Source organism: Herbiconiux sp. 320_LB, from assembly GCF_059691755.1.
The window spans coordinates 409,746-430,141 of sequence record NZ_JCAWAD010000002.1; the positions used below are offsets into that span (position 1 = coordinate 409,746).

A 20,396-nucleotide genomic window follows, 5' to 3' on the forward strand; every position below is an offset into this window, starting at 1 on the left:
TTTTGTGAAAACTTCGACCGCCCTCCGCCGTTCCGCCCTCCTTCTCGTCCCCGCTCTGGCCCTGGTCGGCCTGGCCGGGTGCGCGACCGACCCGGGCGCCGCGTCGGCCGACTCCGCCGCCGACGCCGCCTGGAGCTACACCGACGACACCGGCACGACCGTGACCCTCGACCACCGCCCCGAGCGGATCGCGAGCTACTCCGACTACGCGATCGGCCTGCTCAGCACCGGCATCGACCCGGTCGCGATCTTCGGCCGCGTCGACGTCGCCTCCGACCCCCGCTTCGACGGCTACGACATCAGCAAGGCGGCGATCGTCGGCAACAGCTACGGCGAGATCGATCTCGAGGCGCTGGCCGAGGCCGCCCCCGACCTGATCGTCACCGGCATCTACCCGACCGACCGGGAGGGCACGCTCGATCTGGCCGGCCCGTACTACGCCTTCGCCGACGTCGAGCAGCAGGCCCAGCTGGCGAAGATCGCCCCGATCGTCGCGATCGAGGTCGGCGGCAAGGGCAGCGACGTGATCGACAGCTCCAACCGACTCGCCGAGGCCCTTGGGGCGAGCCCGGACACCATCGCCGCGGCCAAGGAGAAGTTCGATGCCGCGGCCGCCGACCTCACCGCCGCCGCCAAGGAGAACGACATCGAGGTCACCCAGATGTACGCCGACGCCGACGGCATCTACGTCGTCAAGCCGATGGACGAGCCCGAGACCGAGCTCTACTCCAGCCTCGGCGTGACCTTCACGAACGCCAATCCCGACGGCTTCTACTACTGGGACATCTACAGCTGGGAGAACGCGGCCCAGATGATGACCGGCGACGTGCTGCTGGTGAACGTCGAGGGCTACCAGGAGGCCGACCTCCGCGCCCAGCCGACCTTCGCCGCCGACCCCGCCCTCGCCGCCGGCCAGATCCACACCTGGAACGGCGCCGCGCTGGACTACGCCTCGCAGGCCGCCCACATGGAGCAGCTGGCCGACATCATCCGCTCGTCGAAGAAGCTGTCCTAGCCCGAGACGCTGTCACGCCACGAACCGGTACCCCATCCCGGCCTCGGTCACGAGGTGCTTCGGCCGGGAGGGTACCGGTTCGAGCTTCTTGCGCAGCTGCCCGATGTAGAGCCGCAGGTAGCCCGTCTCCTTGACCCGGTGGGTGCCCCACACCTCGGTCAGCAGCTCCTGGTGCGTGACCAGCCGGCCGGGGTTCCGCAGCAGCAGTTCGAGGATCTTCCACTCCGTCGGGGTGAGCCTCACCGGCGTGCGGTCGTCGTCGTGCACCACCTGGTGCGCCGCGAGATCGACCGTCACCCCGCCGAACGAGACGGCGGGCTCCGCCGTCCCCGCGCCCGCCGCACCCGGGGCGCGACGGGTGAGAGCCCGGATGCGCGCGAGCAGCTCGTCCATCGCGAACGGCTTCGTGACGTAGTCGTCGGCCCCCGCGTCCAGCGCGTCCACCTTGTCGGAGGAGCCGGTGCGGCCGGACACCACCAGGATCGGCACGGCCGACCAGCCCCGGATCGCCTCGATCACCTCGATGCCGTTCAGCTCCGGCATGCCGAGGTCGAGCATGACGAGGTCGGGGTGGAACTCCGCCGCCGCTCGGATCGCCTCGGCGCCGTCGGCGGCGCTGCGGATGTCGTAGCCGTGCGAGCCCAGCGTGATCCGCAGCGCGCGGAGGATCTGCGGGTCGTCGTCGGCGATCAGGATCCTCATGCGTGCGGTTCCCTCTCCTCGGCCGGTTTGCTCTGCTCGGCCGGTTTGCTCTGCTCGGCCGGTTCCCTCTCCTCGGCCGGCTCCCTCTCCTCGGCCGGGAGGGCCGTCTGCAGGGCGACCACCATCGTCAGCCCGCCGCCCGGCGTCTCCTCCGCCTCGATCGTGCCGCCCATCCCCTCGACGAAGCCCTTCGAGAGCGCGAGCCCGAGGCCGAGCCCCGTGAGGTTGTCGGTGTCGCCCAGCCGCTGGAACGGCACGAACACCTCGTCGCGACGATCGGCCGGGATGCCCGGCCCGCGGTCGACGACCCGCAGCTGCACCGTGCCGCCGAAGGCGCTGGCCGCCACCGTGACCGGATCCCCCTCGGGAGCGTGCCGCAGGGCGTTGCCGACGAGGTTCACCAGCACACGGACGAGCAGCACGGGATCGGCGCGGAAGGCCGGCAGGCCGGCCGGCACGTCGAGCTCCACCTGCTCCGGCCCGACGGCGAGCTCGTCGAGCACCTCGGGCAGCAGGTCGTCTACGTCGACGTCGGCGAGGGTGACGCCGAGCACCCCGGCCTGCAGACGGCTCACGTCGAGCAGATCGGTGAGCAGGCGGGCGAGACCGGCGAGACTCTCCTCCGCGGTGGCGAGGAGCTCTTCGCGGTCGACGTCGGAGAGCGCCGCGCGTTCGGCGTCGGCCCGGAGGCCCGTGACGGCCGCGGTCGCAGCGGCCAGCGGGCGACGGAGGTCGTGGCCGACGGCCGCGAGCAGCGCGGTGCGCACCCGGTCGGCCGCGGCCAGCGGCACCGCCTCCCGGGCGGCCTCCTCCAGCTCGGCGCGCTCGAGCACGGCGGCGAGCTGCGTGGCGATGACCGACAGCAGCCGGCGGTCGGCGGCGCCGAGCGGGCGGCCGGCCAGCTCGAGCCGCGTGCGGTCGTCGATCGGCACCACGACCGGGGTCCCGCCACCATCACCGGCACCGGCACCAGCACCGAACCCCGCGCCGTCGTGGGCCAGCACGCGATCCTCGCGCACCAGCCGCACGCCGGTGAGGCCGAACGCCTCCCGGGTCTGCGCGACGAGCGCCTGCAGGGCGCCCTCACCCCGCAGCACGCTGCCGGCGACCGCGGCGACCAGCTCGGACTCGGCTGCCGAGCGCACCGCCGACCGGCTGCGCCGCGCCGCCTGGTCGACGACCACCGAGACCAGCACCGCGATCACGACGTAGAGGGCGAGCGCGACGAGGTGCAGCGGCTCGGCGACCGTGATCGTGTAGAGCGGGTCGACGAAGAAGAAGTCGAGCGTGAAGGCGCTGAGCACGGCGGCGAACAGCGCCGGCCAGAGCCCGCCGATCAGGGCCGCGACCACGGTGATCAACTGGTAGGCCAGCACGTCCGAGGTCATCGAGTCGTCGGAGCGCACGCTCGTCAGCAACCAGGTCAGCGCCGGGCCCGCCACCACCGCGAAGACGAATCCGAGCACCCGGCGCCGCAGGGTCAGCGCACCGCGCACCCCGGGCAGGCGCATCCGGAGCCGGCCGCCGGCCGCGGCGTGCGTGACGATGTGCACGTCGATGTCGCCCGATTCGCGGATGACGGTGGATCCGATGCCCGGCCCGGTGAACACGGCGGCGAGCCGGCTGCGGCGGCTCACGCCGATCACGAGCTGCGTCGCGTTCGACGCCCGCGCGAACTCCACCAGGGCGGTTGGGATGTCATCGCCCACCACCTGGTGGAAGGTGCCGCCGAGACTCTCCACCAGCACGCGTTGCGCCTCGAGCGCGCCCGGCTCGCCCTGGAGCAGGCCGTCCTGCGCCATCACGTGCACCGCGAGCAGTCGTCCTCCCGCAGACCGCGCGGCGATCCGGGCCCCTCGGCGCAGGAGGGTCTCGCCCTCCCGGCCACCGGTCAGCGCCACCACCACCCGCTCGCGGGCCTCCCATTTCTGGCCGATCCCGTGCTCGGCCCGGTACGACTGCAGCGAGGAGTCGACCTCGTCGGCCAGCCAGAGCAGGGCGAGCTCGCGGAGGGCGGTCAGGTTGCCGAGCCGGAAGTAGTTCGACAGGGCCGCATCCACCCGGGCCGCCGGATAGACCACACCCTCGGCGAGCCGGTCGCGGAGCGCCTCGGGGGCGAGATCCACGACCTCGATCTGGTCGGCGGAGCGGAGCACCGCATCCGGGATCGTCTCCTGCTGGGGTGCGCCGGTGATCTGCTGCACGACGTCGTTGAGCGACTCGATGTGCTGGATGTTGACGGTCGAGATCACGTCGATGCCCGCATCCAGCAGCACCTCGACGTCCTGCCAGCGCTTGCGATTGCGGAGTCCGGGCGCGTTGGTGTGCGCGAGCTCGTCGACGAGCGCCACGTCGGGTGCCCGGGCGAGCAGGGCCTCGAGGTCGAGGTCGTCGAGCGCCACGCCGCGGTGCTCGACCCGCACCCGTGGCACGGTCTCGAAGCCGACGGCCATCGACGCCGTTCCGGCGCGACCGTGCGTCTCCACGATGCCGACGACCACGTCGCGGCCCGCCGCGCGGAGCCGCCGGCCCTCCTCGAGCATCGCGTAGGTCTTCCCGACGCCGGGAGCCGCACCGAGCAGCACCCGCAGTCGGCCCCGTCGCACGGCCGCCGTCAGCGCACGGTGGCCGGGCCCGAGGCCCCGCCGTGGGCTGAACCGTTGCCGGAGTGCCCGTTGCCGGAGTTGCCGTTGCCGGCTCCGGGCTCCTCGGTGAACTGCAGCCCGCCGCTGCCGTTGGAGGAGGCGGTGAGGATGTCGAGCCACTCGCGGTTGATCGACGGAACCCGACCGCCCGCGAACTTGAAGTAGAGGGGGATGGAGGCGTCGAGCCAGATGCTCGAACGGCCGTCACCGATCGCCGGGTCGTCCTTCCAGGAGAAGAAGAAGCTCTCCTTGCGGCGGAGCTTCGCCGCGATCACGATCTGAAGATGCGTGAGCGTGCGATCGTCGAACTCGATCTCGATTCCTGACGATCCGTACAGCAGCTTTCCCATGCGGCGTTCCTCCTGGGCAAAACGATACTGCCACGGGCGGCGGGGCGCTCGGCGCATTAGTGTTGCCAGCGGATGAGATGAGGTGTCTTCGTGTTCAGGACAAAACGGCACGCCCCCGAGAACCCCGCACTGCAGCCCGGTTCCGACCTCGACGTCGCCGGCTCGGAGAGCGTGCCGGCGGTGCGCGTCAACGCCTTCCGCATCGGTCTGGTCGGCGGTCTCGGCGTGCTCCTCGCACTGGTGATCGGCGGCATCGTCGCTCAGCTGGGCACGGTGCTGGTCTACATCGGCGTCGCCCTCTTCCTCGCCCTCGGGCTCGACCCGCTGGTCTCGTGGCTCGAGCGGCGGATGAAACGGCCCCTGGCGATCGTGATCGTGTTCGCGGTCGTCATCCTCGTCTTCGGCGGGCTGCTGTTCGCCGTGATCCCGTTGATCGTCGATCAGGCCTCGAACTTCATCAACTCGTTCCCGCAGATCGTCACCGGTTTCACGCAGAGCGACTTCGTCAAGAGCGTTCAGAGCCAGCTCGGCAACGTGATCGACATCGACCAGGCGACCAAGGGCGCGCTCAGCTTCGTGCAGGACCCGAACAACCTCGTCACGCTCGGCGGCGGCCTGCTGGCCGTGGGCACGGGTATCGCCAGCGGGGCCACCGGCGCCGTGATCGTGCTGATCCTGACCCTGTACTTCCTGGCGTCGCTGCGCAGCATGAAACGGATGACGTACCGGTTCGTGCCGGCCAACCGTCGCGCATCCTTCGCCTCGCTGACCGACGACGTGACCGGGGCGGTCGGCCGCTACGTGGTCGGGCAGATCAGCCTCGCGGCGATCAACGGCATCCTGAGCCTGATCTTCCTGACGATCATCGGCGCACCGCTGCCGGCGCTGTTCGCGTTCGTGGCGTTCCTCGCCTCGCTGATCCCGCTGGTGGGCACGCTCTCCGGCGCGATCGTCATCACGCTGGTCTGCCTGTTCGCATCGCCGCTGACGGCGCTGGTCGCGGCGATCTACTACGTGATCTACATGCAGGTCGAGGCCTACTTCCTCAGCCCGCGCATCATGAACCGGGCCGTCGCGGTTCCCGGGGCGATCGTCGTGATCGCCGCCGTCGCGGGCGGCACCCTCGGCTCGGTGCTGGGCGCCCTGGTGGCCATCCCGATCGCGGCGTCGGGCATCATCATCATCCAGAAGGTCGTGTTCCCGAAGCAGGATGCGAAGGTCTGATCACCGGCCGGTGGCGTGAGCGGGTCGCATCCTCGCGATCCTTCCGCGTGGCGTTCTCGCCGCATCGGCGTAGGTTCGGGCGCATGAACGCATCCGACGACGACATCGCCACCATCGGCGCCATCATCTCCTCCGCCAAGATCGCCCTGGTCACCACGCAGGGCGAGGGCGGCGCGCTGCACAGCCGCCCCCTGCGGGTGCAGGAGCAGCAGTTCGACGGCACCCTGTGGTTCTTCACCCAGGAGCCGAGCGAGAAGACCGAGGAGATCGCCGCGCATCCCCAGGTCAACGCCTCCTTCGAGTCCGGGAAGGGCTACCTCTCGATCGCCGGCACCGCCTCGGTCGTGCGCGACGAGGCCAAGATCGACGAGCTGTGGTCGAAGGGCGTCGAGGCCTGGTTCCCCGAGGGCCGGGAGGACCCGACGGTCGCCCTGCTGAAGATCGACGCCGACTCGGCCGAGATCTGGTCGCTGGACGAGCCCCGCCCGGTGGCACTCCTCAAGATCGCCAAGGCGATCGTCACCGGCACCCAGCCCGACGTCGGAGACAACAAGACCGTCGATCTCTGAGTCGTTGAGGATTCCTCGCATGTGCGCTAATGTCGGCGGATGGACCTCGCCGACGAACTCGCCCTCGCGGGCCTGACGCGCCTCGCCACCGAGCTGTACCGCGTGTCGGCCACGTCGTCCGGGGCCCTCGCGGTGCAGCTCGAGCGCTCGGCCGACATCATCACCGAGGGGTTGGCTCGCGGCGAGCTGCACTCGGTGCGGGTGCGCATGACGGTGTTCTGGCTCGCCTGCTTCGACGGTCGGCACAGTTCGGCGCGCATCCCCGATGCGATCGTGCTCGGCGCGACCGCCGTGTTCCAGCTGCTCGACCGCCCGATGCCGATGCTGCGGAGCGCCGGGCGGCCGTGAGCTGTGGCGACTGCGGTCGCCTCTGCGGCCGGGTTCAGACCACGTCGGCGAAGAGCTCGCTCGTCGAGGCCACCGGGCCGGAACTGACCGAGCGCCAGGCGGCGGCGAGCGCGCCGACTCCGCGCTCGAGTTCGCCGCGCGAGTAGCCCAGCGGAATGCGCATGAACCGCTCGAGCGCCCCGTCGAGCCCGAACCGCGGCCCGGCGGTGATCAACAGCCCTTGGGCGCGGGCCGCCAGCGCGAGCTGGCTGCTGAGCGGTGCGCCCAGGTTCACCCAGGTCGAGAGTCCGCCGTGCACCCGCGGCACCTGCCAGTGCGGGAAGGTGGAGCCGAGCACGCGCTCGAGCGTCTCCCGACCCTCGCGCAGCTGCTGGGAGCGCAGGGCGAGCACCGGCGCGAAGTCCCTCAGCAGTTCGGCCACGATCAGCTGCTCGAGCACCGGCGTGCCGAGGTCGCCCGAGAAGCGGGCGCCGGCGAGCTTGCGGATGATGGCGGGCGTCGCCCTGACCCAGCCCACCCGCAGCCCCGCCCAGACGGTCTTGCCGACCGAGCCGATCAGCACGGCCGAGTCGGCGGTGGCGGATTCGCCGTAGGCGGCGAAGGGCAGGTACGACTCCGGTCGGTCGATGTCGAGCTCGCTGGTGGTCTCGTCGACGATCACGACGGTGCCGTGCCGGGCTGCATCCCGCAGCACCTGCTCGCGCAGCTCGGCCGGCATCGACTCGCCCGTCGGGTTGTGGAAGTCGGGCATCAGATAGGCGATCGCCGGGCTCGTGCGGGCGAACGACTGCGAGAGCTCCGCCGCATCCCACCCGTGCATCCCGTCCGGGACCGCGCCGCTGCCGCGCGCCGAGACGGTGACCGGCACCAGCCGCGCGCCCGCCACCCTGAGCGCCTCGTAGGCGTGCGGGTAGCTCGGCAGCTCGACGACGGCCCGATCGCCGCGGGCCATCACCGTGCGGGCGAGCAGCGCGATGGCGTGCTGGGCGCCGATCGTGATCATCACCTGGTCGACGCTCGTGGGCAGGCCGCGCTCTGTGTACCGGTCGGCGACGGCCTGGCGCAGCAGGAGCGAGCCGAACGGGTCGATGCCCGTGCCCCCGAGCTCGGCCGCCCAGTCGCCCATCACCCGCTCGGTCGCGGCGTAGAGGCCTGGGTAGGCGGGCATCGTGGCCTTGGTGAAGTCGATGTAGTCGCCGGTGGCGTCGTGCCCGGCCACCGGGGCGCGGCCGGGCAGCCGGGTGAGGCTTCCCGAACCGCGGATGCTCGTGGTGTAGCCGGCGTCGCGCAGCTCGCGGTAGGCCGCCGACACCATCGTGCGGCTCACGCCGAGCGCCTGCGCGAGGTCGCGCTCGGCCGGCAGCCGGGTGTCGGCCGCGATCCGGCCGTCGAGCACGAGCAGACGGATGCGGTCGAAGAGGGCGAGGTAGGAGGGTCCCGTGGCCGTCACCCGCCAGTCTCCGAGCAGGGCGATGAAGGCGCGGGTTCCGATGCGGGCGTCGACCATGCATCCACCCTAGTCATATTGGCTTCTTGAAAGGGGGCCAATCATCTAATTGGATTGCAGCATGTTCCGTCCCACGCTGCACTCCCGGCTCATCCGGCTCGTCATCGGCCTCGTGCTCTTCGGCTTCGGCGAGGCGATGATGATCCGGGCCGGGATCGGCGTCTCGCCGTGGACGGTGTTCTCGCAGGGCCTGTCGCACGTCACCGGCTGGGGCGTCGGCATCCTGACGAACCTGGTCGGGCTCGCCGTGCTGCTGATCTGGATCCCGCTGCGGCAGCGGCCGGGCATCGGCACCGTGCTCAACGTGCTGCTGGTCGGCACCGCGATCGAGTTCGGCGTGTGGCTGCTGCCCTCGCCGGCATCGCTGCCGATCGGCGGCTGGGCGATCGTGGCGCAGGCGGGGCTGTTCGCCGCCGGGCTGCTGCTGCTGGCCGTCGCCTGCGGCCTCTACATCGGTGCCGGGTTCGGCCCGGGGCCGCGCGACGGGCTGATGACGGGCATCCATTCGAGGCTGGGCTGGCCGCTGTGGCTCGGCCGCACCCTCGTCGAGGCGAGCGTGCTCGGGGTGGGCTGGCTGCTCGGCGGCGACGTCGGCATCGGGACGCTGGCCTTCGCCCTGCTGATCGGGCCGCTGTGCGGGGTGACGCTGCCGTTCTTCGCGCGGCGGGCGGTTACTTCCCCGCGCCCGCCTTCGCCGCGGCTTTCGCGGCCCGCTTGGTCTCGCGGACGAGCGTGAGCGACTCGGCGTCGACGATGTCGGCGACCGAGCGGTGCGAGCCCTCGTCACCGTAGGGGCCCGCGGCGGCCCGCCATCCGCTCGGCGTCACGCCGTACTGCTTGCCCAGCAGCGCGACGAAGATGCGGGCCTTCTGCGCGCCGAAGCCGGGCAGCCCTTCGAGCCGGCGCAGGAGGGTCGGGCCGTCGGGGTCGTCACGGGTCCAGAGTGCGGCCGGATCGCCGTCCCAGTGCTCGACGAGTGCGGCACTGAGCGCCTGCACTCGCGCCGCCATCGAGCCGGGGTAGCGGTGCACGGCCGGGGTCTGCCGGAAGACGTCGACGAGGGCCTCGGGGTCGTACCCGGCGAGGTTCGCAGCCGTGAAGGGCCCCGAGATGCGGTCGCGGATCTTCTTCGGCCCCTCGAACGCGGTCTCCATCGCGATCTGCTGGTCGAGCAGCATGCCGACCAGGAGCGCGAACGGATCCGTCGACAGGAGGGCGTCGGCGTCGGTGTCCCCCGTGATCCACAAAGCAGTCATGCCGACAATGTACGGGAAACCGCGGCGCGGGTCAGGAGCGGCTCGAGCGGCGCAGCTGCACGAGCGCCAGCACCGAGACGACCGCGCCCACGACGAGGAAGAACCAGCCGAAGAGCGGGTTGAGGTTCAGCACCACCACGACGATGCCGATCACGAGGCACACGACGGCGAGCACGAGGCCCAGGATGAGGGAGGCGCGGTAGCGCCCGGGGCTCAGCGGTTCGCGACTGGTCATGCTCGAACTCTAGCGATGCCCGGGTCGCGGTTTCCAGCCTCCCGGACGGGGGCCGCGAACGTCGCGGGCCCCCGGCGACCAGGGGATGGCCGGTCGGCGACGCGCGGCGTACGGTGTGCGGCATGAGCGACGCAGACCAGTTCGAGCCGGGCGACCCGGTGAAGCGCTACGCCCGGGTCGAGCCCCCGGTGCAGCACCAGCCCGAGCCGGGCCTGCAGAGCCGGATGACCCCGGTGCCGGATCTCGGCGAGACGAGCTATCGAGGGCTCGGCCGGCTGACCGGGCGCCGGGCCCTGATCACGGGCGGGGACTCGGGCATCGGCGGCGCCGTGGCCATCGCCTTCGCCCGCGAGGGGGCGGATGTCGCGATCGCCTACCTGCCCGAGGAGGAATCGGATGCGGCGCACGTGCTCGAGCAGGTGCGCGCCGCCGGGCGGACGGCGGTGGGCTTGCCCGGCGACATCACCGACCCGGCCGCGTGCCGGCGCCTCGTCGCCGATGCCGTCGAAGCGCTGGGCGGGCTCGACGTGCTCGTCAACAACGCCGGGAAGCAGCTCGCGGTGGCGGACGTGGAGGAACTCGACGACGACCAGTTCGAGGCCACGTTCCGCACCAACGTCTTCGCGAACTTCTGGATCACGAAGGCCGCCCTGCCGCACCTCGGCCCCGGGTCGGCGATCATCAACACGGCCTCCCTCGAGGCCTACCAGCCGGCACCGGACCGACTCGACTACGCCGCCTCCAAGGCCGCGATCAACAACCTGTCCAAGGGGCTCGCGCAGCAGCTCGCCGGTCGCGGCATCCGGGTGAACGTGGTCGCGCCCGGGCCGACCTGGACGGCGCTGCAGGTCTCCGGCGGCGTCTCGGACGAGCAGATGGCCGCCTTCGACGACGAGAGCACCTACCAGCGCGCCGGCCAGCCCGCCGAGATCGCGCCCGCCTACGTGTTCCTCGCCTCTGCCGAGGCGAGCTTCGTCTCCGGCGAGACGCTCAACGTGAACGGCGGCATGGTCACGCCGTAGCAGCCGGGCTGCGCCGCCGGGCCGGTGGAGTTGCCGCTCCTAAGAAAGCTGGAAGAATTCCGGACGATCGTTGAGAGGGTAACCCGACGACCCTCTGCGAATCGAGCGGATGATGACCCTCAGAACAGCCCCCGTGGCGACGACGCGGCCCCGCACCGCCCGCCCGGGCGCGCCCGCCGGCTCGATCGACCGAGCCCGCCGCATCCGCACCCGCCGCCGTCTGCGCGCGGCCGACGCGATGGTCGTCCTCGTCTGGGCCTCCGTCGCCGCGTCCGTCGCCCTCTGGCTGGCCTACGGCGGACTGCTGACCGTCACCGACCCGGCGTCCGCGATCACCGCCGCGGGCATCGTGACGGGCCTGGTCGGCACCGACCTGATCCTGGTGATGCTCGTGCTCGCCGCCCGCATCCCCGTGATCGACCGGGTGGTCGGCCAGGATGCGGCGCTGGCGGTGCATCGCCGGCTGGGCAAGCCCGCGCTGTACCTGATCCTCGCCCACGGAGTGCTGCTGACGGTCGGCTACGCGATGACCGACGAATCGGACGTCTTGACCGAGACGATCGGCCTCCTCCAGGGGCCTGACCTGGCGCTGGCCTACCTGGGGCTCGGGCTGCTGGTCGCCGTCGTGGTCACCTCGGTGGTCGCGGTGCGGCGCCGGTTCTCCTACGAGGCCTGGCACCTCATCCACCTGCTCAGCTATCTCGCGGTGCTGGTGGCCCTGCCGCACCAGCTCAGCGCCGGCGGGGTGCTCGCCGACGGCGCCGTGCAGCGGCTCTACTGGATCGCGCTCTACCTGCTCGCCTTCGGCGGCATCGGCCTGTACCGCTTCGCGCTGCCCCTCTGGCGCAGTGCCCGCCACGGCATCCGGGTCGCGGGCGTCGAGGCGGTGGCGCCCGGGGTCGTGTCGATCCACCTGGTCGGCCGCGAGCTCGACCGGCTGCAGACCGCGGGAGGGCAGTACGCGATCTGGCGCTTCTGGTCGCGTGGCACCTGGTGGCACGCGCATCCGATCTCGTTCTCGGCCGTGCCCACCGAGCACTCGGCCCGCATCACCGTGCGCGACCTCGGCCGCGGAAGTGCGGCGATCGGCCGGGTGCGCCCGGGCACCCGGGTCTGGATCGAAGGCCCCTACGGCGTCTTCACCGACGCCCACCGGGTCGCCCCGCGCCTCGCCGTAGTCGCCGCGGGGATCGGCATCACCCCGATCCGGTCGCTGCTCGAGCACTCGACGCTCGCGCCGGGCGAGGCGACCGTGGTGCTGCGGGCGACCGACCCGAGCGAGGGCTACCTCTGGCACGAGATCGGGATGCTGCCGAGCCTGCGGGGCAACGCGGTCTACTCCATGCTCGGCCCCCGCCCCCGCGAGCTGGCGACCTGGATGTCGGCCGAGGCCCTCGCCCGGGGCGTGACGATCACGAGCGCATTCCCCGACCTGCTCGACTCCGACCTTTACGTCTGCGGCCCGGCGGCGTGGACCGATCTCGTCGTGCGCGACGCCCGCGACGCCGGGCTGCCGGAGGCGCAGCTCCACGTCGAGAGGTTCGACTGGTGAGGGCCCGCGCGCTGGCGCTCGGCATCCTGTCGTCGGCCGCCGTGCTGACGGTGGGCTGGCAGCTGGGCACCCAGGGTCAGAACCCGACGGTTCAGGATGCGGCGGCCCCGGATGCGGCGGGGCCCGCGGCCCCGACGGGCGCGTCGGGCACCTTCACCGGCTCGTCGGTGCAGACCCGCTACGGCGCGGTGCAGGTGCAGATCACCGTCGAGAGCGGCACGATCACCGACGTCACCGCGCTGCATCTCACCGACGACGACCAGCGCTCGGTCTCGATCAGCAATCGCGCGGCTCCGGTGCTGCGGCAGGAGGTGCTCGCCGCGCAGTCGGCCGACGTGCACGGCGTCTCGGGCGCCACCTACACGAGCGAGGGGTACCTGACGTCGCTGCAGTCCGCTCTGGATCAGGCGGGACTGTGACGGTGACCACGCACGTCTTCGCCACAATGGGCACCACCGTCAGCCTGCGCTTCGCCGGAGCGGTGCCGGCAGCATCCGTGCTCGACGACATAGAAAGCGCCTTCACCGAGGCCGACCGGCGGTTCAGCCTCTACCGCGCCGACTCGGAACTGAGCCGGATCGCCCGCGGCGCGCTCGCCCTCACCCGGTCCAGTGCCGAGCTGCGGGAGGCCTACGCCGAGGCGCTCGACTGGTCGGCGCGCACCGGCGGCGCCTTCACCCCGCACCGGCCCGACGGCGTCATCGACCTCTCGGGCACCGTGAAGGCACGGGCGATGGCCGAGGCGGCGCACCGGCTCGAGCGGGCCGGTGAGACCGAGTGGATGCTCGTGGCCGGCGGCGACGTGCTGACGAGCGGGTCGGCGAGCGGCACGGCGGGCGGGGCGGCACGCGCAGAGCCCTGGCGCGCCGGCATCGTCGATCCCGCCGACCGGGGCGCCCTGCTGACGGCGGTGGAACTGGACGGCCGCCGGAGAGCCCTCGCCACGTCCGGCACCGCCGAGCGCGGCGAGCACATCTGGCGTACGGGCACCCCCGCCTCCGGTCGCTACCGCCAGGTGAGCGTGCGGGCCGAGAGCATCCTGACCGCCGACGTGCTCGCCACCGCGCTGGTCGCCGCGGGGCCGGACCGATGTCAGGAGCTGATCGACCGCTTCGACCTCGACGTGCTGGCCGTCAGCGGGGACGGCGCGCTCACCGCGACCGCCGCGTTCCGGCGATCCGGCGGGCTCGTGGCGGCGTGACCGTGCCCGAGCGCGCTCCTTATACTTCGAGCATGCCCGAGCCCGCCCGCATCCTGCTGGTGGAGGACGACGCCCGGCTCGCCGCGATGCTCGAGCAGCTGCTGGCCGGCGAGGGCTACGACACGGTGCTCGCGCGCGACGGCCAGCGCGCGTTGCACGAGGGGCTGACCCAGGACTTCGACGCCATAGTGCTCGACCGGGGCCTGCCGGTGCTCGAGGGCCTGGAGGTGCTGACCCGGCTGAGGAGCCGGGGCATCCTCACCCCCGCTCTCGTGCTCTCGGCGCTCGGCAACCCGGCCGACCGGGTCGAGGGCCTGGACCGCGGCGCCGAGGACTACCTCGCGAAGCCCTTCGACATCGACGAACTGCTCGCGCGCGTGCGGGCCCTGTTGCGCCGGCACCGCAGCACCCTGCCCGTGCTGCCGCTGCCCGACGCCTCCCTCGACGTCGACGGCCGCACCGTGACCACGCGTCACGGCGCCCTGGTCGCCCTCTCCGAACGCGAGACGCACCTGCTCGAACGGCTCGCCCGATGGCCCCAGCAGGTCTTCGAGCGCGACGACCTGCTGGCGACCGTGTTCCCCGACGCCGACGACCCCGGGGTCGTCGACACCTACGTGCACTACCTGCGGAAGAAGCTGGGCCGCGGGGTCGTGACGACCGTGCGCGGGGTCGGCTACCGACTCGGGCCGCTGTCGTGAGCCGATCGCGCACGGACGACCTTCGGGGCGCATCCCTGCGGCTCACCGCGCAGTTCACCGCGCTCGTACTGGTGCTGGTGGCGGTCGTCGGCGTGATCGTGTTCGGGCTGGTCAGCACCAGCGTCGCGGAGTCGGACCAGCGCGCGCTCTCGGCGCTGACCCAGCTGGACTCCCCCGGGGACACCCCGATGGGCTCGTACCTGTCGATGGTCGACGGCCGCACCGGCGACGCCCTGATCTCGTCGAAAGACATGCCCGCGGGCCTCGTCGACACCGCCGCCATCGCCGCGGTGTCGGCCGGCGGAGCGGACGTGAGCACCCGGCGCACGGTCGACGGGCACGACTACCTCCAGCTCACCACCTCGGCGACCGGCGACCGCAACCACGACCGGGTGGTGCAGGTCTCGCTCGACCTGCGCGAGAGCGGCGAGGAGCTCGGACGCCTCGCGACCGCCCTGATCCTCGGCGGCCTGCTCGCGGTGGTGCTGGCGTTCGGGGCCGCCTACCTGATGGCCCGGCGCGCCATCCGGCCGCTCGCCGACGCGCTCGCCCTGCAGCGCCGCTTCGTGGCCGACGCCAGCCACGAGCTCCGCACGCCGCTGACCCTGCTCAGCACCCGCGCCCAGATGCTCCGGCGGAGGGGCGGCCCCGCCCTGCCCCCGGACGTCACCCGCTCGGTCGACGAGATCGTCACCGACACCCGCGCGCTCACCGAGATCCTCGAAGACCTGTTGATCGCCGCCGACCCCCGGGAGGTCGCAGATCCGGTGCCGGTCGACCTCGCCGCGACCGCCGACGAGGCGGTCCGTCTGCTCCGCGACGACGCGGTCGCCCGAGGGCTGAGCATCACCCGGACCGGATCCGTGGAGCCCGTCCTGCTGTCCGGATCGCGCGCCGCCGTCCTCCGGCTCGTCATCGCCCTGACGACCAACGCGCTCGACCATGCGCGGAGCGGGGTCACGGTGACCGTCACCTCCGCGACCGGCGGCGCCGCCCGCATCCGGGTCTCCGACGACGGCCCGGGCTTCCCGCCCGAGATCGAGGCCACGGCCTTCGAGCGGTTCGCGAGCAGCCGCGGCGGAGCCGGCTCCTCAAGCGCCCGCCACTACGGCCTGGGCCTCGCGATCGTGGCCGAGATCGTGCGCCGGCACCACGGCACCGTCGAGATCGAGCACCCGGAGACGGGAGCGGCGGTCACCGCCGTCTTCCCGGGGGGCGTTCGATACGTCCAAGAAACATCGATGTAATCGTCGACCCTCAAGTCTGAGATCTCAGACAGTGGACGCGAAGGCGACCCCATCCGCGCGGGACGCCTACCTACGCTTGTGGGAATCCAACCCGCTTTCGTCGCACGGCCTCCAGGCACACTCACCGACTGGCCTTCCCCATCGCTCAGGGCCCGAGCGTGTTCCACCACTGTCATTCACACGTCACTCCCGAATCATCACGAGAGGTCTCAGATATGAAGAAGTCACTCCTCGGGGCATCGACCGCCGTCGCCGTCGCCTCCCTGCTCGTCCTGACCGGATGCTCGGGCGGCTCCGCCGGTTCCGCACCCGCCGACACCCCCGCGCCCACGGGCGACGCCTCCCTCCGCGCCCTCCTGCCCCAGTCCGTGCTCGACAGCGGCGAGCTGATCGTCGCGACCGACGCCAGCTACCCGCCGTGCGACTTCATCAACGACGCCGGCGAGATCGACGGGTACAACCACGACTTCCTCCAGGTGATCGGCGAGAAGCTGGGCATCACGATCACCCAGGAGTCCATCGCCTTCGACGGACTCATCCCCGGCGTGCAGGGCGGGAAGTACCTCGCCGCCATGGAATGCATCAGCGACCGGGCCGAGCGCCAGGAGCAGGTGACCTTCATCGACAACGCCTACGCGACCAGCGGCGTGCTGACGACCTCCGCCAACCCGGCCGGAGTCTCGGAGAACCCGCTGACGCTCTGCGGCGTCTCGATGGCGATCCAGAGCGGCACGGACTTCGTCGCCGAGGAGGAGTTCTTCAGCCAGAACTGCCAGCAGGAGGGTCTCCCGCCGATCAACGGCACCGAGTTCCCCGACGCGACCAGCGTCAACACCGCCCTGCAGTCCGGCCGCGCCGACGCCGCGTTCACCGACCTGACGACCGGCGCCTACCTCAACCAGACCACCGACGGGGCCTTCACCGTGTTCACCAGCCCGCTGATGGCGAAGGTCTACAACGGCATCATCGTCGCGCACGAGAGCACCGACCTCGCGAAGGCGATCGAGGGCGCGCTCAACCTCGCGATCGAGGACGGCAGCTACGGCGAGGTGCTGTCGAAGTGGGGGCTCGAGGGCCTCGCCCTCGACCACGCCGGCATCAATCTGGCCACCACCGAGCCGCTCGAGGCCCCGACCCTCTGCGGGGCCTGCGGCCTCGAATGAGCACCAGGGATGCCCGCCCGTACCGCGAGCACGGGCGGGCATCCACCCGAGAAGACAGCACGCAAGGAGACACCATGTCCGCACCGACGAGCACCTCCGGGCCGGTCGACGAGAGCCTGCCCGTCGTGCGCAGGCGACACCCCGACTGGTGGATCTCCGGCGTCATCGTGGCCGCGATCGCCGTGCTCGTCATCTCGAGCCTCGCGACCAACGAGAAGCTCAACTGGCCGGTCTTCGCCAAGTACGTCTTCTCGGCGCCGATCCTCGAGGGTCTCTGGGTGACGATCCAGCTCTCCGTGATCAGCATCCTGCTCGCCGTCACCATCGGCTTCCTGATGGCGGCCCTGGCGCAGTCCTCGAACCCGGTGCTCTCGGCCGTCGCCCGCGCCTACATCGGCTTCTTCCGGGGCCTGCCGCTGCTGGTCCTGCTGCTGGTCACCTTCAATCTCGCCCTGTTCATCCCCGAGTTCTCGCTCCGCATCCCGGGGATCATCGACGCCGGCATCGCGACCAACGACCTGATCAGCGGCTTCACCGCATCCATCATCGGGCTCGCCCTGCACGAGTCGGCGTTCATGGCCGAGATCGTGCGCGGCGGCGTGCTCTCGGTGCCGCCCGGACAGCTCGAGGCCGCCCGGAGCGTCGGAATGACGAAATGGCAGGCCATGCGCACGATCGTCTATCCGCAGGCGATCCGCGTGATCATCCCGCCCACCGGCAACCAGTTCATCATGCTGCTCAAGGCGAGCTCGATGGTCGCCGTGATCGGCGGCGGCGACCTGCTCACCCGCGCACAGCAGATCTACGGCCAGAACTTCCAGGTGATCCCGCTGCTGCTCGTGGTGTCGTTCTGGTATCTCGTGCTCGTCGGGCTGGCCTCGATCGGCCAGCACATCCTCGAGAAGCGGCTCGCCCGGGGCGCTCGGGCACCGCGGCCCACCATCCCCGTGGAGGTTGAAGCATGACCACCGACCCCCTGGTCAGGATGAGCAACGTGCACAAGCGCTACGGCGCCGCGCACGTGTTGAAGGGCATCGATCTCACCGTCGCAGCCGGAGAGGTGCTGTGCCTGATCGGCGCGTCGGGCTCGGGCAAGAGCACCCTGCTGCGCTGCGTCAACTTCCTCGAGACGCTCGACGAGGGCGTGATCACCGTCGGCGACACCTACGTGGGCAGGGTGGTGCGCAACGGACGGCTGCACGAGGCGAGCGAGAGGCAGGTCGCCGCCTACCGCCGCACCGTCGGGATGGCCTTCCAGCACTTCAATCTCTTCGGCCATCTCACGGCCCGCGAGAACATCACCGTCGGCCTCCGCAAGGTGCTGAAGCTCGGCAAGGACGAGGCGGACGCCACGGCCGAGGCGATGCTCGAACGCGTCGGGATGACCGCCCGCCGCGACGCCTACCCGCGTCACCTCTCCGGCGGGCAGCAGCAGCGGGTCGCCATCGCGCGCTCGCTGGCGATGAGACCGCAGCTGATGCTGTTCGACGAGCCGACGAGCGCGCTCGACCCGGAGCTGGTCGGCGAGGTGCTCGCGGTGATGAAGGACGTCGCCGCCGACGGCATGACGATGATCGTCGTCACCCACGAGATGCGGTTCGCCCGTCAGGTCGCCGACCGGGTCGCGTTCATGGAGCAGGGGATCATCGCCGAGCTCGGCGGCGCAGCCGAGGTCATCGGCTCCCCGAAGAGCGATCGGCTCGCGGGGTTCCTCGGCCACCTGCGCTAGATCTTGCCGCGCAGCCGCATGCTGAGCGCTCCGGCGCTGATCTGGGCCGCGGCACCGAGCTGCTTCCACAGCGTCTGATCGACGGCGATCTTGCGGAAGGTCAACGTGATGGAGGCCGCCGGGTACCCGTTGTGGTCGAGGGATGCGACGGCCACCGACGCGCAGTCCTCCGTGATCTCGCCGTTCTCCAGCGCCCAGCCGCGGGTGCGCGTCTCGCCGAGCAGCGCGTTGAACTCCTTCAGGCTCGACGGCCCCCGACCGTTGCGGGTGGTCAGGCTCGCCCGGTCGGGATACAGCGCCCGCACCTGGTTGCGGTTGAAGTGGGCGAGGATGGCACGCCCCGATGCCGTGAGGTGGGCGGGCAGGTGCACGCCGATGTCGGTCACCAGCGTCGGAGCGCGCGGCGCCGAGTGCTTGACGACGTAGACGACGTCGGTGCCGCGGAGGACTCCGAGGTGCGCCACGACCGGGAGCCCGGTGCGGCGGACCAGCTTCTCCAGCAGCGGTTCGGCCAGCTGCCCGAGCTTCGCGGTGCGCAGGTAGCTCGACCCGATCTCCGAGACCAGGGAGGACAGGCCGTACGTCCTGTCCTCGGGGAAGTGCAGCAGGAACCCCTCGTCCTGCATCACCTTGATCAGCTGGTACGTCGTCGACCGCGGGATCCCGAGGTCGCGGCTGATCATCGCCGCGCGCACGGGCCCGCTCTGCGCGGCGACGTACTTCACGATCTGGAGCGCCTGGCGTGCCGCCGGGATGTCGGGCATGGTCCTCCTCCGGAAACCTGCGGGAAATCAGCGGTGGGACTGTCTGGTATCTCAGACAGCTTAGGCGGGAAACCCCTGAGCCGGCACGACCGCCCGAGGTACCAATGAGTAGGCCGAAGACCACCACTAGAGGAAGGGATGCCGTGAGCATCGTCACCGACGTCATCGCAGAGCTGAATGCCGAGCGCGAGAAGATCTGGCTGGAATGCCCCCAGGAGATCGTCAACATGGGCAAGGGCATCATCCCCCGCAACACCGGTTCGCACGGGCAGTACCTGTCCACCCTCATCTTCGCGGAGGGCGAGGCGCGCACCCTCGCCGACGAGGTGCTCTGGGGCATCATCGAGGTCAGCGAGACCGAGTCGCTCGACCTCCGGACGGTGCAGCTCCTGGTCAACCAGATCGTCGGCTACAAGGCGGCGTTCTTCGACTTCGTCGGCATGCCCGAGGCCGGCGCTCTCGTGGCTCGGTACGTCGAGGCCGGCAACGCGGCCGAAACGATGGAGGAGTTCCTCGCTCTCACCAACGCGGCCATCAGCTACGTCAACAAGGTCCACATGTGGGTCGACGCCGTCTTCCCCTGGGGCGTCACCAACGGCTTCAAGCGCGTGAGCGCCTGAGCGCCTGAGCGCCTGAGCGCCTGAGCGCCTGAGCGCCTGAGCGCCTGAGTGTCTGAGCCCCTGATCCACAGCCCACGTCAAAGAGCATCCGAGAGCGAAGGAACACCCCAATGAAACTCATCATGTCCGTCGACGGCACCGAGGTCTGCACGATCCAGGTCTTCGACGACCTCGTGCCCCAGATCGCCGCCGCCCTGCGCGAGAACCTGCCGCAGAAGAGCATCCTCCAGCACGGGAAGATCGTCGGCGACATGGTCTTCTGGACCATGCCGATCGTCACCCCGTGGGAGAACGTCTACCTGACCGAGGAGGTCGGCGCGATGCGTCGTGCGGAGAAGGGTTACGCCCGCGGTTCGGTCTGCTGGTACAGCCCGCGCCAGCAGTTCTGCGTCGTCTACGGCGACGACCTGGCCGACGAACCGCTGAAGATCAGCTACATCGGCGAGGTCGTCGAGGGCGAGCTCGAACTCGCCCTGGCCGGGATGCGCAACTGGCTGCAGCAGGGCCAGCTGGTCGAGCTCGCCGTCGCGGCGTAGCCCGCACCCC

At 71.1% G+C, this 20,396-nt stretch carries 23 protein-coding genes; 16 read left to right on the forward strand and 7 right to left on the reverse strand.

What is annotated here, in order from left to right:
* Nucleotides 1-4 precede the first annotated feature (4 nt).
* A complete protein-coding gene (locus AC59HU_RS05970) occupies nucleotides 5-1,015 on the forward strand; it encodes an ABC transporter substrate-binding protein (protein WP_497222436.1) in 1,011 nt (336 codons plus the stop codon).
* 12 nt (nucleotides 1,016-1,027) lie between these two features.
* Here the strand turns inward: AC59HU_RS05970 and AC59HU_RS05975 are convergent, their stop codons facing one another.
* The 3 genes from AC59HU_RS05975 to AC59HU_RS05985 are packed head-to-tail and all read right to left on the reverse strand — an operon-like array spanning nucleotide 1,028 to nucleotide 4,712.
* Nucleotides 1,028-1,717: a response regulator gene (locus tag AC59HU_RS05975; protein WP_497222437.1), complete on the reverse strand. Its 690-nt coding sequence runs from the start codon at nucleotides 1,715-1,717 to the stop codon at nucleotides 1,028-1,030.
* Nucleotides 1,714-4,323 (reverse strand): sensor histidine kinase, encoded by a 2,610-nt coding sequence (locus AC59HU_RS05980; protein ID WP_497222438.1) that lies wholly within the window; start codon nucleotides 4,321-4,323, stop codon nucleotides 1,714-1,716. The genes AC59HU_RS05975 and AC59HU_RS05980 overlap by 4 nt, the downstream gene beginning before the upstream one ends.
* Nucleotides 4,324-4,331: 8 nt before the next feature.
* On the reverse strand, nucleotides 4,332-4,712 hold the full coding sequence (locus tag AC59HU_RS05985; protein ID WP_497222439.1) for a DUF7882 family protein: 381 nt from the start codon (nucleotides 4,710-4,712) through the stop codon (nucleotides 4,332-4,334).
* Nucleotides 4,713-4,802: 90 nt separating this feature from the next.
* Here AC59HU_RS05985 and AC59HU_RS05990 point away from each other — a divergent pair, with 90 nt between their 5' ends.
* The 3 genes from AC59HU_RS05990 (at nucleotide 4,803) to AC59HU_RS06000 (ending at nucleotide 6,853) form a co-directional block, all read left to right on the forward strand.
* Entirely contained in the window at nucleotides 4,803-5,936 is a 1,134-nt protein-coding gene (locus tag AC59HU_RS05990) for an AI-2E family transporter (RefSeq protein WP_497222440.1), read from the forward strand.
* 83 nt (nucleotides 5,937-6,019) lie between these two features.
* The gene (locus AC59HU_RS05995) at nucleotides 6,020-6,505 is read left to right on the forward strand and encodes a pyridoxamine 5'-phosphate oxidase family protein (protein WP_497222441.1); all 486 of its coding nucleotides are present in this window, start codon (nucleotides 6,020-6,022) and stop codon (nucleotides 6,503-6,505) included.
* A gap of 39 nt (nucleotides 6,506-6,544) precedes the next feature.
* A complete protein-coding gene (locus AC59HU_RS06000; RefSeq protein WP_497222442.1) occupies nucleotides 6,545-6,853 on the forward strand; it encodes a hypothetical protein in 309 nt (102 codons plus the stop codon).
* Between the two features lie 34 nt (nucleotides 6,854-6,887).
* Here the strand turns inward: AC59HU_RS06000 and yczR are convergent, their stop codons facing one another.
* A complete protein-coding gene (yczR, locus tag AC59HU_RS06005) occupies nucleotides 6,888-8,360 on the reverse strand; it encodes a MocR-like transcription factor YczR (RefSeq protein WP_497222443.1) in 1,473 nt (490 codons plus the stop codon).
* 61 nt (nucleotides 8,361-8,421) lie between these two features.
* Between yczR and yczE the strand changes: the two genes are divergently transcribed.
* Complete coding sequence (gene yczE, locus AC59HU_RS06010; RefSeq protein ID WP_497222444.1) at nucleotides 8,422-9,096, forward strand: membrane protein YczE; 675 nt, start codon at nucleotides 8,422-8,424, stop codon at nucleotides 9,094-9,096.
* Here the strand turns inward: yczE and AC59HU_RS06015 are convergent.
* A complete protein-coding gene (locus AC59HU_RS06015) occupies nucleotides 9,032-9,616 on the reverse strand; it encodes an HhH-GPD-type base excision DNA repair protein (protein ID WP_497222445.1) in 585 nt (194 codons plus the stop codon). The two genes, yczE and AC59HU_RS06015, sit on opposite strands and share 65 nt — an antisense overlap.
* Nucleotides 9,617-9,647: 31 nt before the next feature.
* Entirely contained in the window at nucleotides 9,648-9,851 is a 204-nt protein-coding gene (locus AC59HU_RS06020; RefSeq protein ID WP_497222446.1) for a hypothetical protein, read from the reverse strand.
* A gap of 122 nt (nucleotides 9,852-9,973) precedes the next feature.
* Here AC59HU_RS06020 and AC59HU_RS06025 point away from each other — a divergent pair, with 122 nt between their 5' ends.
* From AC59HU_RS06025 to AC59HU_RS06065, 9 genes are all read left to right on the forward strand, one after another.
* Entirely contained in the window at nucleotides 9,974-10,873 is a 900-nt protein-coding gene (locus AC59HU_RS06025; protein WP_497222447.1) for an SDR family oxidoreductase, read from the forward strand.
* A gap of 112 nt (nucleotides 10,874-10,985) precedes the next feature.
* Nucleotides 10,986-12,425: a ferredoxin reductase family protein gene (locus AC59HU_RS06030; protein ID WP_497222448.1), complete on the forward strand. Its 1,440-nt coding sequence runs from the start codon at nucleotides 10,986-10,988 to the stop codon at nucleotides 12,423-12,425.
* On the forward strand, nucleotides 12,422-12,844 hold the full coding sequence (locus tag AC59HU_RS06035) for an FMN-binding protein (RefSeq protein ID WP_497222449.1): 423 nt from the start codon (nucleotides 12,422-12,424) through the stop codon (nucleotides 12,842-12,844). Before AC59HU_RS06030 ends, AC59HU_RS06035 begins: the two co-directional genes overlap by 4 nt.
* Nucleotides 12,845-12,846: 2 nt before the next feature.
* Nucleotides 12,847-13,626, forward strand: a complete 780-nt coding sequence (locus tag AC59HU_RS06040) for an FAD:protein FMN transferase (RefSeq protein ID WP_497222450.1) — start codon at nucleotides 12,847-12,849, stop codon at nucleotides 13,624-13,626.
* Nucleotides 13,627-13,658: 32 nt separating this feature from the next.
* Entirely contained in the window at nucleotides 13,659-14,327 is a 669-nt protein-coding gene (locus tag AC59HU_RS06045) for a response regulator transcription factor (RefSeq protein ID WP_497222451.1), read from the forward strand.
* Nucleotides 14,324-15,574 carry a sensor histidine kinase gene (locus tag AC59HU_RS06050; RefSeq protein ID WP_497222452.1) on the forward strand — a complete coding sequence of 417 codons (1,251 nt, stop codon included), beginning with the start codon at nucleotides 14,324-14,326 and terminating at the stop codon, nucleotides 15,572-15,574. Before AC59HU_RS06045 ends, AC59HU_RS06050 begins: the two co-directional genes overlap by 4 nt.
* Nucleotides 15,575-15,789: 215 nt before the next feature.
* Nucleotides 15,790-16,737, forward strand: coding sequence for an ABC transporter substrate-binding protein (locus AC59HU_RS06055; protein ID WP_497222453.1), 948 nt, complete (start codon nucleotides 15,790-15,792; stop codon nucleotides 16,735-16,737).
* A 74-nt stretch (nucleotides 16,738-16,811) separates the two neighbouring features.
* Nucleotides 16,812-17,702, forward strand: coding sequence for an amino acid ABC transporter permease (locus tag AC59HU_RS06060; protein WP_497222454.1), 891 nt, complete (start codon nucleotides 16,812-16,814; stop codon nucleotides 17,700-17,702).
* The gene (locus AC59HU_RS06065; RefSeq protein ID WP_497222455.1) at nucleotides 17,699-18,466 is read left to right on the forward strand and encodes an amino acid ABC transporter ATP-binding protein; all 768 of its coding nucleotides are present in this window, start codon (nucleotides 17,699-17,701) and stop codon (nucleotides 18,464-18,466) included. The genes AC59HU_RS06060 and AC59HU_RS06065 overlap by 4 nt, the downstream gene beginning before the upstream one ends.
* Here the strand turns inward: AC59HU_RS06065 and AC59HU_RS06070 are convergent.
* A complete protein-coding gene (locus AC59HU_RS06070; RefSeq protein ID WP_497222456.1) occupies nucleotides 18,463-19,230 on the reverse strand; it encodes an IclR family transcriptional regulator in 768 nt (255 codons plus the stop codon). The genes AC59HU_RS06065 and AC59HU_RS06070 overlap by 4 nt on opposite strands.
* A gap of 143 nt (nucleotides 19,231-19,373) precedes the next feature.
* Here AC59HU_RS06070 and AC59HU_RS06075 point away from each other — a divergent pair, with 143 nt between their 5' ends.
* Nucleotides 19,374-19,850, forward strand: a complete 477-nt coding sequence (locus AC59HU_RS06075) for a cucumopine synthase-related protein (RefSeq protein WP_497222457.1) — start codon at nucleotides 19,374-19,376, stop codon at nucleotides 19,848-19,850.
* Nucleotides 19,851-19,960: 110 nt separating this feature from the next.
* Nucleotides 19,961-20,386, forward strand: coding sequence for a hypothetical protein (locus AC59HU_RS06080; RefSeq protein WP_497222458.1), 426 nt, complete (start codon nucleotides 19,961-19,963; stop codon nucleotides 20,384-20,386).
* Nucleotides 20,387-20,396: the final 10 nt, after the last annotated feature.

Excerpts from the sequence above, each read along its gene's own strand:
- AC59HU_RS06060 (WP_497222454.1), top strand. The coding sequence starts at position 16,812 with ATGTCCGCACCGACGAGCACCTCCGGGCCGGTCGACGAGAGCCTGCCC.
- yczE (WP_497222444.1), top strand. The coding sequence starts at position 8,422 with ATGTTCCGTCCCACGCTGCACTCCCGGCTCATCCGGCTCGTCATCGGC.
- AC59HU_RS06030 (WP_497222448.1), top strand. The coding sequence starts at position 10,986 with ATGACCCTCAGAACAGCCCCCGTGGCGACGACGCGGCCCCGCACCGCC.
- AC59HU_RS06070 (WP_497222456.1), bottom strand. The coding sequence starts at position 19,230 with ATGCCCGACATCCCGGCGGCACGCCAGGCGCTCCAGATCGTGAAGTAC.
- AC59HU_RS06015 (WP_497222445.1), bottom strand. The coding sequence starts at position 9,616 with ATGACTGCTTTGTGGATCACGGGGGACACCGACGCCGACGCCCTCCTG.
- AC59HU_RS06080 (WP_497222458.1), top strand. The coding sequence starts at position 19,961 with ATGAAACTCATCATGTCCGTCGACGGCACCGAGGTCTGCACGATCCAG.
- AC59HU_RS06025 (WP_497222447.1), top strand. The coding sequence starts at position 9,974 with ATGAGCGACGCAGACCAGTTCGAGCCGGGCGACCCGGTGAAGCGCTAC.
- AC59HU_RS06055 (WP_497222453.1), top strand. The coding sequence starts at position 15,790 with ATGAAGAAGTCACTCCTCGGGGCATCGACCGCCGTCGCCGTCGCCTCC.
- AC59HU_RS06020 (WP_497222446.1), bottom strand. The coding sequence starts at position 9,851 with ATGACCAGTCGCGAACCGCTGAGCCCCGGGCGCTACCGCGCCTCCCTC.
- AC59HU_RS05975 (WP_497222437.1), bottom strand. The coding sequence starts at position 1,717 with ATGAGGATCCTGATCGCCGACGACGACCCGCAGATCCTCCGCGCGCTG.
- AC59HU_RS06065 (WP_497222455.1), top strand. The coding sequence starts at position 17,699 with ATGACCACCGACCCCCTGGTCAGGATGAGCAACGTGCACAAGCGCTAC.
- yczR (WP_497222443.1), bottom strand. The coding sequence starts at position 8,360 with ATGGTCGACGCCCGCATCGGAACCCGCGCCTTCATCGCCCTGCTCGGA.
- AC59HU_RS05995 (WP_497222441.1), top strand. The coding sequence starts at position 6,020 with ATGAACGCATCCGACGACGACATCGCCACCATCGGCGCCATCATCTCC.
- AC59HU_RS05985 (WP_497222439.1), bottom strand. The coding sequence starts at position 4,712 with ATGGGAAAGCTGCTGTACGGATCGTCAGGAATCGAGATCGAGTTCGAC.
- AC59HU_RS06000 (WP_497222442.1), top strand. The coding sequence starts at position 6,545 with ATGGACCTCGCCGACGAACTCGCCCTCGCGGGCCTGACGCGCCTCGCC.
- AC59HU_RS06045 (WP_497222451.1), top strand. The coding sequence starts at position 13,659 with ATGCCCGAGCCCGCCCGCATCCTGCTGGTGGAGGACGACGCCCGGCTC.